Origin of the sequence: Streptomyces sp. AHU1 (genome assembly GCF_045343905.1) — a bacterium.
Taxonomy (GTDB): domain Bacteria; phylum Actinomycetota; class Actinomycetes; order Streptomycetales; family Streptomycetaceae; genus Streptomyces; species Streptomyces triticiradicis.
The window spans coordinates 5,387,748-5,401,350 of the sequence record NZ_CP174283.1 but is presented as its reverse complement, the minus strand read 5'-3'; the positions used below and the strand labels follow the sequence as shown (position 1 = coordinate 5,401,350).

At 71.4% G+C, this 13,603-nt stretch carries 11 protein-coding genes; 10 read left to right on the top strand and 1 reads right to left on the bottom strand.

Features of this window, described 5'->3' with window-relative positions:
- Nucleotides 1-17: 17 nt before the first annotated feature.
- Nucleotides 18-680 carry a 4'-phosphopantetheinyl transferase gene (locus ACICHK_RS24210; protein ID WP_151469193.1) on the bottom strand — a complete coding sequence of 221 codons (663 nt, stop codon included), beginning with the start codon at nt 678-680 and terminating at the stop codon, nt 18-20.
- A gap of 376 nt (nt 681-1,056) precedes the next feature.
- Between ACICHK_RS24210 and ACICHK_RS24205 the strand changes: the two genes are divergently transcribed.
- The 10 genes from ACICHK_RS24205 to pglW all read left to right on the top strand — a co-directional run bounded on the left by ACICHK_RS24205 (nt 1,057) and on the right by pglW (nt 13,537).
- A complete protein-coding gene (locus ACICHK_RS24205) occupies nt 1,057-2,403 on the top strand; it encodes a class I adenylate-forming enzyme family protein (RefSeq protein ID WP_406838524.1) in 1,347 nt (448 codons plus the stop codon).
- On the top strand, nt 2,400-3,173 hold the full coding sequence (locus tag ACICHK_RS24200) for an SDR family NAD(P)-dependent oxidoreductase (RefSeq protein ID WP_406838523.1): 774 nt from the start codon (nt 2,400-2,402) through the stop codon (nt 3,171-3,173). The genes ACICHK_RS24205 and ACICHK_RS24200 overlap by 4 nt, the downstream gene beginning before the upstream one ends.
- Nucleotides 3,167-3,445, top strand: a complete 279-nt coding sequence (locus tag ACICHK_RS24195) for an acyl carrier protein (RefSeq protein WP_151469196.1) — start codon at nt 3,167-3,169, stop codon at nt 3,443-3,445. The genes ACICHK_RS24200 and ACICHK_RS24195 overlap by 7 nt, the downstream gene beginning before the upstream one ends.
- A 37-nt stretch (nt 3,446-3,482) precedes the next feature.
- Complete coding sequence (locus ACICHK_RS24190; RefSeq protein ID WP_406838522.1) at nt 3,483-4,271, top strand: AfsA-related hotdog domain-containing protein; 789 nt, start codon at nt 3,483-3,485, stop codon at nt 4,269-4,271.
- Between the two features lie 108 nt (nt 4,272-4,379).
- Nucleotides 4,380-4,709 (top strand): YciI family protein, encoded by a 330-nt coding sequence (locus ACICHK_RS24185; RefSeq protein WP_406838521.1) that lies wholly within the window; start codon nt 4,380-4,382, stop codon nt 4,707-4,709.
- Nucleotides 4,706-6,259, top strand: coding sequence for an FAD-binding oxidoreductase (locus ACICHK_RS24180; protein WP_406838520.1), 1,554 nt, complete (start codon nt 4,706-4,708; stop codon nt 6,257-6,259). Before ACICHK_RS24185 ends, ACICHK_RS24180 begins: the two co-directional genes overlap by 4 nt.
- 40 nt (nt 6,260-6,299) lie before the next feature.
- A complete protein-coding gene (locus ACICHK_RS24175; RefSeq protein ID WP_406838519.1) occupies nt 6,300-7,919 on the top strand; it encodes an acyl-CoA carboxylase subunit beta in 1,620 nt (539 codons plus the stop codon).
- Nucleotides 7,916-8,110 (top strand): acyl-CoA carboxylase subunit epsilon, encoded by a 195-nt coding sequence (locus ACICHK_RS24170; RefSeq protein WP_406838518.1) that lies wholly within the window; start codon nt 7,916-7,918, stop codon nt 8,108-8,110. Before ACICHK_RS24175 ends, ACICHK_RS24170 begins: the two co-directional genes overlap by 4 nt.
- Nucleotides 8,111-8,192: 82 nt before the next feature.
- Nucleotides 8,193-8,900: an ester cyclase gene (locus ACICHK_RS24165; protein WP_406838517.1), complete on the top strand. Its 708-nt coding sequence runs from the start codon at nt 8,193-8,195 to the stop codon at nt 8,898-8,900.
- A 221-nt stretch (nt 8,901-9,121) separates the two neighbouring features.
- Nucleotides 9,122-13,537 carry a BREX system serine/threonine kinase PglW gene (pglW, locus tag ACICHK_RS24160; RefSeq protein WP_406838516.1) on the top strand — a complete coding sequence of 1,472 codons (4,416 nt, stop codon included), beginning with the start codon at nt 9,122-9,124 and terminating at the stop codon, nt 13,535-13,537.
- Nucleotides 13,538-13,603 lie beyond the last annotated feature (66 nt).

Genomic DNA, 13,603 nt, shown 5'->3' with positions numbered 1-13,603 from the left:
GGCCGGCCGCCGTTCCCTCAGCGGGCGCGCCGCACCGCGATCGCGGTGAGGACGAGCCCGTCACGCACCGCCCAGTGGCCGGTGAACCAGGCGACACGGACTCCGTCCACCACCGGCCCGGGTACCAGCAGGCGCGCCGTGTACGTTCCGGCGTCAGGGTCGAAGGTGAGCCGGGCGTCACGGAAACCGAGCCAGCGCCGGGCCAGCGGGTACCAGGCCTTGTAGACCGTCTCCTTCGCGCTGAACAACACGGTCGCCCAGTGCACCGCGGGGTGGCCGCGCTCCAGTTCGCGCAGGTGGGCCCGCTCGTCCGGACCGGTGATGTACGTGACGAGCTCGTCCGGGAGCGGCTCGTGGCGCTCGGCGTCGATCCCGATGGAGTGGAACTCACGGCTGTGCGACAGGGCTGCCGCCCGGTAGCCGTCGCAGTGCGTCATGCTGCCCGTCACCCCGGCAGGCCATTCCGGCTCCCCTTTGGGACCCGAGCCGACCGCGGCCGGCGGCACTCCGAGCGCGGTCATCGCCGTACGGGCGCACCGCCGGGTGGTCACGAATTCACGCCGGCGGTGCTCCACGGAGTCCGCCAGATACGGCTCCTCCTCCGGGAACACCGGGGAGTCGAGCAGATCTGCCGTGGTGTCGGCGACGGCGACGGCAGGCGGAAGTATCTGCTGAATCACTTCTTCTCCTGGGATGAAAGGCGCCGCGAAAAGGCGCACCGGGGCCCGCCGGACACGGCGGGCCACTGCCATCCCAGGACAAGGTCGTGGCAGCAAATCGCTGTCCCGATGGTGCCGTGCCCGATGCCCCTTCCGCTACATAGCCGTTCGAGCACATAGCCGTTCGGGCATGCCCAGGAATTCTGACCGGACGGCCACGTCGGTTCGGCCACTCCGTACGAGGTCCCGGAAAAGGCAGATTGAAACCCGGAACAACACCGCCCTAGAGTTTTCTCATCGAAAGAGGACAAGGGAATTCGCGACCCGAACGACGCGACCCGAACAACGCGACCTGAAAACGCCGTAGAGCAATGCGGACGAATAACGGGAGAAATCGATGTCCCATCCTTTTCTGGACCGGCTGAAAACCTTTGGCGACACCGAGGCCGTCGTCTTCGAGGGCCGTTCCCACGGCTACGACGAGCTGCTGCGCCTCGTCGACGACTGGCGCGGCTTCCTGGACCGCCACCAGGTGGCCGCGGGCGAGGTCGTCACGCTCGAGGGCGCCTACTCCCCGGAGGCCTGCGCCGGCCTGCTCGCGCTGATCGAGCGCGGCGCGGTCGTCGTTCCGCTCAGTGCGATCCCGGCCGCCAAGCGCGCGGAGTTCCTGGACGTCGCGCAGGTGGAGGTGGTGATCGAGGTCGACGCGAACGGCGGTGCTCACCGGGCCGAGCGCACCGGACGCGAGGCGACGCACGAGCTGTACGGGGAACTGCGCGCCACCGGGCATCCGGGTCTGGTCCTGTTCAGCTCCGGTACGACGGGCCGCAGCAAGGCGTCGGTGCTGGACTTCGAGAAGGTGCTCGGCCGCTACGGCGCGCCGACCCGGCCGGGTCGCATCCTCTCCTTCCTCAGCCTGGACCACATCGGCGGCGTCAACACCCTGCTGCACACGCTGAGCCAGGGCGGCACCGTGATCACGGTGGCCGAGCGCACGCCGGACTCCGTGTTCCGGGCGGTCGACGAGCACCGGGTGGAGATCCTGCCCACCACGCCGACCTTCCTGAACATGGTGCTGATCTCTGGAGCCCACGAGCGGCACGCCACCGACTCCCTCCGGCTCGTCACCTACGGCACCGAGCCGATGCCCCTGCAGACGCTGCAGCGTCTGGCCCGGGCGCTCCCGAGGGTCCGGCTGAAGCAGACGTACGGCCTGTCCGAGCTGGGCATCCTGCCCACCCGCTCCCGGGGTGACGACACGCTGTGGGTGAAGCTCGGCGACTCCGGGTTCGACCACAAGATCATCGACAACGTCCTGTGGATCCGCTCGGAGATGGCGATGCTGGGCTACCTCAACGCCCCGGCCCCCTTCGACGAGGAGGGCTACTTCAACACACAGGACGTCGTCGAGGTCGACGGCGACTGGGTGCGGATCCTGGGCCGCAACTCGGAGATCATCAACGTGGGCGGCGAGAAGGTCTACCCGAGCGAGGTCGAGAGCGTCCTGCTCCAGCTGGACAACATCGCCGAGGCCACCGTCAGCGGCCGGCCCAGCCCGGTGACCGGCATGGTCGTCAAGGCCACCGTGCAGTTGGTCGAGGACGAGGACCGGCGTGACGTCACGCGCAGGGTGCGGGAGTTCTGCGCGCAGCGCCTGGAGCCGTACAAGGTGCCGGCCCTGGTCGAGATCGCCGCCGCGCCCCTGCACTCCGACCGCTACAAGAAGATCCGGAGCGTGGCGTGAGCGCCCGCGAGCGGGCCGCCGGGACGGGAGCCTCGGCCGACGCCGGCGACCGCGTCGCCGTGATCAGCGGCGGCAGCAAGGGACTCGGCCGGCTCCTCGTCGAGCGGCTGCTCACGGACGGCTGGCGGGTGGCGACGTTCAGCAGGTCGGCCAACGAGTTCGTCAAGGAGCTCCAGGTCGCCGCGGAGGACCGCTTCCTGTGGGAGGCCGCCGACCTCACCGACCCCGACTCGCTGCGCGAGTTCGTACGGACGGTGCGGCGCCGCTTCGGCCGCGTGGACCTGCTGATCAACAACGCGGGAGTGCTGCACCAGGAGCTGTTCCTGACCACGTCCGCGAAGCAGACCTCGACGCTGATCGCCGCCAACCTGCTCGCCCCGATCACGCTCGCGCACGCCTGCGCCCGCTCGATGACGCGGCAGGGCGGCGGCCAGATCCTCAACGTCTCGTCCATCAACGCCATCCGCGGCTACCGCGGTGTCGCCGTCTACTCCGCCGCCAAGGCGGGGCTCGACGGATTCAGCCGGAGCCTCGCCCGGGAGCTCGGCGCCTTCGGCATCCGGGTCAACTCGATCGTCCCCGGCTTCTTCGACAGCGACATGACGTCCGACGTCACGGAGCAGAACCGGGAACGCATCCAGCGGCGCACGCCGCTCGGCCGGCTCGGCGACATCCACGAGATCGCCGACGCCGTCCTCTACCTCATCTCACCCGACGCCTCGTTCATCACGGGGCAGACCATCGTCGTCGACGGAGGAATCACATGCTGACCACGACCGACATCACCTCGACCGTCCACGAGCAGATCAACGCCCTGCTGAAGGAGGCCGACAAGCCCGTGCGCCTGCTCACCGGGGACGAGCCCCTGGCCCGGATAGGGCTCAACTCGCTGCTCCTGGCCCGGCTGATCATCCAGCTGGAGACGGAGTTCGGCGTCGACCCGTTCGAGGAGGACTACGTGATCTCCGACGTGCGGACGGTGGGCGCGCTGGCCGACGCCTACGTCGAGACGCTGGCGAACCTGGCCGCGGCCTCCGTCTGAGTCCGTCCCGTCCACCACCACTACCGGAGGACCGACCATGTCACGACCCACGGCACAGTCCGCGTCGCCCGACGCCGTCATCGCGGTCGGCGACCGCTTCGAGGACTTCCTCGTCAACCGCGGCACCGTCCCCGTCTCCGCCCTGCTGGCCCGGCTGCGCTCCGGCGACGTGCCGGAAGGCCTGGCGGTCGGCATCGGACAGGGCCTGAGCGACGAGCAGCTGGCGGAGATACGCGCCCTGACCGACCGGCTCGGGCCGGCGGTCACGGTCGCCAAGCCCGGGATTCCCGAGCGGGCCCAGCAGCGGCTCACCCACAAGCACGACGCCAAGAACGTACTGATCGGGCCGGTCGGCCAGACCGGCGAGCACCGTTTCGCCGCCGACCTGGTGCTCGACCAGCGCGTCGAGGTCCTGGAGGACCACCTCACCGGCCAGCACATCCCGGCCATCACGCTCCTGGAGGCCGCCCGGCAGTTCTGGACCGTGGTCACCGAGCAGTTCTACGTCACCGGACCGGACCGCACCCGGTTCGTCATCGGCTCGGTCGGCTCCACGTTCCACAGCTTCGTCTTCCCGCTCGCCGCGACGCTGCAGTACGAGCTGCTGGAGCTGACCCGCACCCCGGTGGGACCGGTCTTCAAGTGCCGGATCTCGATCCACCACGGGGACACGCTCGCCAGCGTGATCGACGCCGAGTACCGGGTGATCCCCGAGCAGTTCAGCGTCAAGCAGGAGAAGATCGCGGCCCGCCAGGCCGTGGTCGCGGAGCTGACCCGGCTGCGCGACCAGGCCGCGCCGGCGATGAGCGGCGACCGGGCGGCCTGACGCCCGCCGCACGCCACCGCTCGTCTCCCCGCACTCCCGTCCCGACGATCCCTGTCCCGACGATCCCTGCCCCTGCAACCCCTGCCCCCACGACCCGAGGAGAGACAGATGCTGTGGGCGATCCACTGCCTCGACGCGCCGGGCACCGCCGAACTGCGGGCCGCCCAGCGGCCCGCGCACTCGGCCCGGCTGCACGCCACACCGGTACGGCCGGTCCTCTACGGGCCCCTGGTCGACGCCGACGGCACCACCGCGGTCGGCAGCCTGATCATGGTCGAGGCCGCGAACCGGAAGCAGGTGGAGGAGTACGTCCTCACCGACCCGTTCGCCGTCTCGGGCGTCTGGGAACGCATCGACATCCAGGCGTTCACTCCCTCGCAGCGCTCCCCTGTGCGGCTCACGGAGGAGGCCGCACGGGCCCCGGAAGGACGGCCGTGACATCCGTGAGCGGCCGTCCCCGGCTCCCGCACGGCGTCGGCCCCCGGGAGTTCGCCGAGGCGCTCGCCGCGTTCCGCGCGGTGCTCGGCGACTCCCGGGTCCTGACCGAGGAGGACATCGCCCTCCTCGGCTACGACGACCCGCAACCGGTGCTCGGCCCCGGACACTTCGTCCCCAGCGCTGCGCTGCTGGCCGGCTCGGTCGACGACGTACGGCGCGTACTGGACGTCGCCAGGACCTTCGGGGTGCCGCTCGCCCCCGCCCTGCCCGGCCGCAACACCGGGCTCGGCGGCGCGGCACCCCGGCTGCCCGGCGCCGTCGTCCTCGACCTCAGCCGGATGAACCGGGTGCTGGAGGTCGACGAGACCTTCGGGTACGCCGTCGTCGAACCCGGCGTCACCTTCGTCGACCTCGCCGCCCACCTCTCCGCGCGCGGGCTGCCGTACCGGGTCGATCCCGTGGGCCTGGGCTGGGACAGCGTCGTCGGCCACGCCCTGGCCACCGGCGGCCTCACGCCCTACGAGGACGAGCCCGCGCTGTGGTGCGGGATGGAGGTCGTGCTGCCGGACGGCGACCTGGTGCGCACCGGGATGGGCGGCCTGCGCGCCTCGCGCTGCGCCCATCTGTGGCCCTACGGCTTCGGCCCCTCCTTCGACATGATGTTCGCGCCGTCGAACCTGGGGGTCGTCACCAAACTCGGCGTCCGGCTCCGCACTACGCCCCCGCACCGCCGCACCTTCACCGTCTCCGTTCCGCGTGCGGAGGACCTCGGCCCGCTCGTCGACGCCCTGCGGACGCTGCGCGCCGACGGGACGCTCCCCGAGTCGCCCACCGTGCGCAGCCTGCTCCTGGACGCGGCGGCCGCGGGCCGGTGCCGCGAGGCCCTCCCCGGCGCTCCGGGCCCGGTGCCCGACGGCGACCACGCCCCCGTCATGGCCGACCTGCGACTCGGCCGCTGGAACGCGTACGGCGCCGTGGCGGGCAGCCGTCCCGTCGTGCGCGCCCAGTGGGACGCCGTGCGCACGGCCCTGGCGCCGATCGCCGGGGCGCGCTGCCGGCTCGGCGACCCGGACGACGGCCGGGACACACCCGGCCTGTGGGGCGACGCGGCCGACGGCTGGCTGGAGCGCGGCGGGCACCTCTCCGTCACGCCCGTGCTGCCGGGCACCGGCGCGGACGCGCTGGCGCAGTACACGCGGGTGCGGGAGCTCGTGCGAGCGGCCGGCAAGGACTACCTGGGCTCGTTCGTGGTGGGCCGGCGGGTGCTGCACCACCACGTGCCGGTCGCGTTCGACATCCGCGACCCGGACGACCGGGCCCGCACCCTGGCCCTGTGCGAACGCCTGGTGGGGGACGCGGCGGCGGCCGGGCTCGGCGTACGGCACGCGCATCCGGCCCTGATGGACCAGGTCGCGGAGACGTACGCCTTCCACGGGCACGCGCTCCGGCGGCTCGGCGAACGGGTCAAGGACGCGCTCGACCCGGCGGGCGTGCTGGCCCCCGGCAGTCACGGCATCTGGCCCCGCCGCTACCGCGGCCTGCGCCTGTGACCCGGCACCACCGAAGACCCGTACCGAAAGGAGACCGGCCATGTCGGTGCAGACCCTGAGCAGCAGTCAACTGGCGGAACTGGAAGAGGAGTTCGCGGCCCCGCCCGCCCCGCCGTCATTGCGGGCCCGTACCGCCGAACTGGAGGGACTGCGCGCGGGCGTGGCCGCGGGTGACGCCGCCGCCACCGGCCGGCAGCACGCCAAGGGCAAGCTGACGGCCCGGGAGCGCATAGAACTCCTGCTGGATCCGGACACGTTCAGCGAACTGGAGCCACTGCGCCGGCACCGGGCGACCGGCTTCGGCATGGAGGACAAACGTCCGCACACGGACGGCGTGATCGGCGGCTGGGGCACGGTCCACGGCCGTACGGTCTTCGTGTACGCGCACGACTTCCGGATCTTCGGCGGCGCGCTGGGCGAGGCCCACGCCCAGAAGATCCACAAGATCATGGACCTGGCCCTCGCCGCGGGCGCCCCCCTGGTGTCCCTCAACGACGGCGCGGGCGCCCGCATCCAGGAGGGCGTCACCGCGCTCGCGGGCTACGGCGGCATCTTCCAGCGCAACACGAGGGCCAGCGGGGTCATTCCGCAGATCAGCGTGATGCTCGGCCCGTGCGCGGGCGGCGCCGCCTACTCGCCCGCCCTGACCGACTTCGTCTTCATGGTCCGCGAGACGTCCCAGATGTTCATCACCGGCCCCGACGTCATCCAGGCCGTCACCGGCGAGCGGGTCACCCAGAACGGGCTCGGCGGCGCGGACGTGCACGCCGAGACGTCGGGTGTCGCGCACTTCGCCCACGACGACGAGCGGACCTGCCTCGAAGAGGTCCGCTACCTGCTGTCCCTGCTCCCCCAGAACAGCACCGAGACACCGCCCGAGGCGCCCTGCGACGACCCGGCCGACCGGCCCTGCACCGAGCTGCTGGACATCGTGCCCGCGGATCCGGCCCAGCCGTACGACATGCGCCGGGTGGTCGAGGAGGTGGTGGACGACGGCGAGTTCCTGGAGGTCCAGGAGCGCTGGGCGGCCAACGTCATCTGCGCGCTCGGCCGCATCGAGGGCCGCCCCGTCGGCATCGTGGCCAACCAGCCCATGGTGCTGGCCGGGGTGCTCGACATCCACGCCAGCGAAAAGGCCGCGCGGTTCGTGCAGCTGTGCGACGCCTTCAACATCCCGGTGGTGTCGCTGGTCGACGTGCCCGGCTTCCTGCCCGGCGTGGACCAGGAGCACGGCGGCATCATCCGGCACGGCGCCAAGCTCCTGTACGCGTACTGCAACGCGACCGTCCCCCGGATCCAGATGATCGTGCGCAAGGCGTACGGCGGGGCGTACATCGTCATGGACTCGCGCTCCATCGGCGCGGACCTGTCGTACGCGTGGCCCGCCAACGAGATCGCCGTGATGGGCGCGGAGGGCGCCGCGAACGTCATCTTCCGCCGCGAGATCGCCGCGGCCGACGATCCGGAGGCGGCCCGGGGCCGGCGTGTGGCCGAGTACCGCGAGGCACTCATGCACCCTTACTACGCCGCCGAGCGCGGCCTCGTCGACGACGTCATCGCCCCGCAGTCCACGCGGGCCGTCCTCGCCTCGGGACTGCGGATGCTGGGCACGAAGAGCGCGCCGCTGCCGCACCGCAAGCACGGGAACCAGCCGGCATGATCGGCGCCGACGGCATCCGCGTCGTGTCCGGCGAACCGACGCCCGAGGAGCTCGCCGCCGTCCTGGTCGTCCTGCGCTCCCTGGCGCACCAGCGGGTGGGGGACCTGCCCGCCGATGTCGTCCGGCCCGCCGCCTGGGCCCGCGCGGGCCGCGCGCACCGCCCGGCCAGGATCTGGCGGCGGACCGCGTGAGCGCAGGGCATCGCGCCCTTCCGGTGGGAAAATGGGCATGGCAGAGCCGGACCCGGGGGACCCAGGGATCGGAGGCGGCAGCATGACATTCGTCCAGCTCATCGACTGCAGGACCAGCCAGTTCGACCGGATGAACCAGCTGATGGACACATGGGTCGAGCAGACCAAGGGCAAGCGGACCGCGACGCACGGCATCATCGCCAAGGACCGGTCCGACTCGTCGCACTTCATAGAGATCGTGGAGTTCCCGTCGTACGAGGACGCGATGCGGAACTCGAACCTGCCCGAGACCGACAAGATCTTCCAGGAGATGGTGGCGCTCTGCGACGAGATGCCGACCTTCACGGACCTGGACGTGGTGCGCGACGAGCGGCTCCACGCGGCGACCGTCCGGACGCTCTTCGAGACGATGGGAGCTCCGGGTGAGCTGCCGCCGCTCGACGGGCTGATGGCGGAGAACTACCACGACCACGATCCCGCCAACGAGCAGGACACCATGGGACTCGACGCGATCCGGCGCGAGATGGAGATGTGGCGCGGCGCCTTCGACTTCGACTTCAGCATCGAGGACCAGATCACCGAGGGCGACCGCGTCTGCACACGGTGGACCTGGAGCGGCACGCACACGGGCGACTTCATGGGGATCCCGGCCTCCGGGAAGAAGGTCTCCATGACCGGCACGACCATCTTCCGGTGCGGCGAGAACGGAAAGATCGCCGAGGGCTGGTGGGAGTACGACCGGCTGGGCCTGATGGCGGATCTCGGGGCGCTGGAGGGGGTGGAGGACTGATCGATCCCACCGGGTTCCAGCCACCCGCAGCGAAGCCTCCGGTCCCGGACGCCTGAAGCGGAGGCTTCGCCGGCCGTCGGCTCGCTGCCCGTCTCGCCGAGCACCGCGGCGGATCAACTGTCACAGGAGACGGCTAGGATTTCGGACCTGCTGTAAAGAGAGGACTTGGACGCCTGCGACAGCGTCCTTCCCCTCTCCTACCGCCGTTCCGGAGGTGCTCGGTGCCCGCTGTCCCCAAGCCGACGGCTCCCGCCCCGCGGAAGCGTTGGTTCCAGCCGCAACAGTCCGTGTTCGGCTGGGAACAGGCCGGTCTTGACCATCTCCGCGAGCTGATGCCGAAGACCGAGCCCTACCGGGCGTGGGCCACGTTCCAGTTCACGGCGGCGTCCGGCCGGATCAACGAGTGTGACGTGCTGATCGCCGTGCCGGGCGGGCTCTACCTGCTGGAGCTGAAGGGACACCCCGGCAGGGTGGTGAACCACGGCGACACCTGGCAGTTCCACAGCGACCGTGTACGCACCTTGCGCAACCCCCTCCATCTGACCGACCTCAAGGCCAAGGAGCTGAAGGGGCAGTTGGAGCGGGCGGCCCGGACGCTCGGCCTGCCTCCCCGGGACGTTCCGTTCATCAAGCCGGCGGTCTTCCTCCACGATCCCGGGCTCGTGAGCAGTCTGGACGAGTTCCAGCGAACCGCGGTCTACGGCCTCAACGACGGTGCGAGCGGTCTGCCGAAGATCTGGGACGACCTGCTGGGCCGCCCGCCGGAGCGGGAGAGCTGGCGGATCACACCGGTGATCAGCGAGCGCCTGGAACGGCTGATGCAGAAGATCGGCATCAGCCACTCCACCGCCCATCTGCGCTTCGGGGACGACTGGAAGCTCGAACCCCGTGCCCTCGACGCGGGCCCCGGCTGGGAGGACCGGCTGGCGGTGCGCGACGACGGGCTCGTGCAGGAGAGCGGTCGCGTCCGTATATACCTGGCCGGCGCCGCCGCCTCCGAGGAGCAGCGCGCGAAGGTGGACCGGGCCGCCCGTCGTGAGTATCAGGTGCTCCAGGGCATCAACCACCGCGGCATCGTGCAGGCGGCACAGATCCGCGAGCACCAGGGCGGTCCGGCGATCCTGTTCCGGCACCGCGAGTCGGACCTCCGGCTGGACGCCTACCTCGACGCCTACGGTGGTCACCTCACCCCCGCCGGGCGTGTCGATCTGGTGCGACAGCTCGCCGAGGCGGTGCGCTACGCGCACAACCGGTCCCTGTACCACCGCGCGCTGTCCGCACGGTCGGTCTACGTCTCGGCGCGTGAGGACGGCAGCGAGCCCGTTCTCAGGATCGCCGACTGGCAGACGGCGGCCCGTGACTTCGAGACGACCTTGCACAGGTCGCTCGGTGACACCCCTCTTGACGGGGGGCTGATCGCGGACACGGCACAGGTGTATCTGGCTCCGGAGACCGACCAGGAGTTCGCCGACCCGGTCGACCTGGATGTCTTCGGTCTCGGCTCGCTCACCTATCTCCTGCTCACCGGCCGTCCGCCCGCGGATCGTCGGAGCGCCCTGCTGGAGCGGCTGCAGAGCGACACCGGTCTGCACCCCTACGCGGTCTCCGACTCCGTCTCGGCGGCTCTCGACACCCTCGTCTTCCGTGCCACGGCCGCGGACGTACGGGACCGGCTCGCGTCGGTGGACGAGTTCCTGAACCTGCTGGCCTCGGCCGAGGCGGACGCGGCAGCCCCGCAGCCGACCGGCGTACGCGCCGCCGATCCCCTCACCGTGCAGCCCGGCCAGTCGCTGGACGACGACTGGACGGTGCTCCGGGTACTCGGCACGGGCGCCACGGCTCGCGCGCTGCTGGTCCGGCGGACCGATTCCGGGGACGAAGAGGTGCCCGTCCGTGTCTTCAAGGTCGCCCTGGACCAGGAGAAGGACGCCCGTCTGCTCGCGGAGGCGAAGGCGCTGAAGGAGGTGGGCGGCGGGCGCATCGTCAAGCTGCTCGCTGAACCTCGTGAGCTGGCGCAGCACACGGTCCTGGAGATCGAGTACGCGGGCGGTTTCCGCGCGGAGGACGACCGTGAACCGGTGAGCCTCGGTTCCCGGCTGCGCGACCAGGGTCCGCTGGGGTACGACCAGTTGGAGAGGTTCGGCAACGACCTGTTCGAGGCCCTGGACTCCCTGGCGGCACGCGGGGTGCGGCATCGGGACATCAAGCCGGACAACCTCGGCCTGTTCAAGCGCAACGACGGCTCCTGGCAGTTGATGCTGTTCGACTTCTCTCTCGCCGACGCCCCCGACCAGGACGTGCACGCGGGCACCCGCGGGTACCTCGATCCCTTTCTCGGTGGTGCCGGCCGTTCGCGCTACGACGACCACGCGGAGTGGTACGCCGCCGCGGTCACCCTGCACGAGATGGCTTCCGGTGAGCGGCCCGTGTGGGGTGACGGCCAGGGCGACCCGCGGATGGTCGCCGACGCGTCCCTGCACGTGTCGGCCGAGCTGTTCCCCCAGGCCCTCAGCGAGGGTCTGAAGGAGTTCTTCGAGCGAGCCCTGCACCGGGACGTCGAACAGCGCCACGACACTCTGGGGCAGTTGCAGGAAGCGTGGCGGCAGGTCTTCCGCAAGGCCGACGCGGCCCGGCCCGCGACGACGCCCGCCACCGTCGGGGCGAGCGCGGACGACCTGGAGGACATCCGCGAGCAGGCCGCCGAGGCCGCACGCCTGAAGACTCCGCTCGCGGCGGCCGGCCTGTCACCGAGGGCGGTGTCGGTCGCCGAGGGCCTGAAGGCACACACCGTCGAGCAGCTTCTGGACATTCCGCCGCACCACATCTCCCGGGCCCGCGGCGCGGGCAACGCGATCCGCAAGGAGCTGAACCGCCGCCACCGTCAGTGGACGCAGACGCTGCGCCGTCGCGCGACGGTGAAGAAGCCGGTCGCCCTGGAGCCGGACGCGCCGGAGGAGGTGCTGGAGTCGATCGACACGCTGGCCGCGCGCCTCACCCCGCCCGAGGGCAAGCGCCGCACCAGGCCCCGGTCCGATGTCGTCCGTGCGACGCTTCAGCTCCCGGGCGTGCTGGAGGCCGGTGAGGCGCTGGAACCGTGGCCGGCCCAGAGCGTGATCGCGAAGGCGCTGGGCATCAGCCAGCCGACCGTTTCCGGGAACCAGCAGGCCGCGGTCGACGAGTGGGCGCGGCTTCCGTGGCTCGGCAGGATCCGTGACGAGCTCCTGGGGATCCTGACCGACCGGGACCGGGTGTCCACGGTCGAGGAACTGGCGTCGGAGCTGCGTGCCCGGCACGGCGCGGGTGCCAGCGAGCCGGCGGAGGCACAGGCGAAGGCCCTGGCCGTGGTGCGGGCAGCGGTCGAGGCGGAGATCCGCAAGCGGGACGACGACCGCTCCGACAGCGAGTCCACCACGACCTCCGAAGCCCTGGCCCGGCTGGCCGTGCAGCGGCGCGGCGGCCGGGTGGTCATCGCGCTGGAGGACCAGCCGGGCACGGACGACCCGACGCCGGCCGAACTCGCCGACTACGCGGCGGCGCTCGGCGAACAGGCCGCCGATCTGGCCGGGCGCGAGCCGCTGCCCGGCCGTGCCACCGTGCTCCGGGAACTGCGTGCGGTGCCCGCGCCCGAGGGCATGGCCCCGCTCGCCGACACCCGGCTGGTGGAGCTGGCGGCGTCGATGGCGGGTGGCGTCGCCTTCTCCCCGCGGCTGGAGCTGTTCCCCCTCGACCTCAGCCTGGCCCGAGCCCTGCGCATCTCGCAGGCTCCGGCTGGGGTCCGTCCCGACACCGGCATCACCACCGCGGACCTGCTCGCCCGGGTCCGGGCGCGGTTCCCCGGACTGTCGGTACTGGACGAGACGACCTATGTGGAGCTGGCCGAGGCCCTCACCGAGTCCGGCTTCCCTCTGGACCACGACCAGCAGCGGCGCCGCTTCTTCCCCCGGGCCGACGGGGGTACGGCCAGCCGTCTGAACCTGTCCTCCTCCGTGCTGACCAGCACCGGTTCCCTCTACGCCGCCGCCCAGGGCCGTATCGCCGAGGGCAAGGACCCGCGCGAGGTGCTGTCCGCACGGCTCACGGAGGCTCGCCGCCGGGGCGGCTTCCTGGCACTGACGCTGAAGGGCGCCGATCTGCCGGGTGTCGCCGAGGCGCTGGCGAAGCGGTACGACACTACCGCCGTACCGTTGAACGCCCTGTTCCTGGACGCGCTCAAGAGCCTGTCCGAGGAGCAGTCGGTGCGCTGGGAGGCCCTGCTGAAGGCGGACGCCAAGTTCGCGGCGACCGGCACTCTGGGCGCGGCGCTCGCCTCGTACACGCGGCTGGCCGCCGAGCGGGTGCGGCAGCGGATCGTGGAGCTCGCGGAGGCGTCCGGCCCTCGTGCGGTGCTGCTCGTCCATGAGGCCGGTCTGACCGCCCGGTACTGGGAGGCGGGCGGCCGTGAACTGCTGGCCACGGTGCAGCAGTCGGCTCGGCGCCCCGCCGACACACCGCACGGCCTGTGGATGCTGCTGCCGGTGGAGGACCCGCGCGCCACGCCCACCTTGGACGGGCGCACGGTGGAGGTGGTGGACCGGGTCACGGAGTGGGAGGTACTGGACGGGCTGTTCCTGAAGGACCTGCGGTCCGTCGGCGTGTGACGGCATGCACCCAGGAGGCTTGTTCTGCTCCCTGATTGCCTGGAATTGCTTGCCAACTCCCTTTAC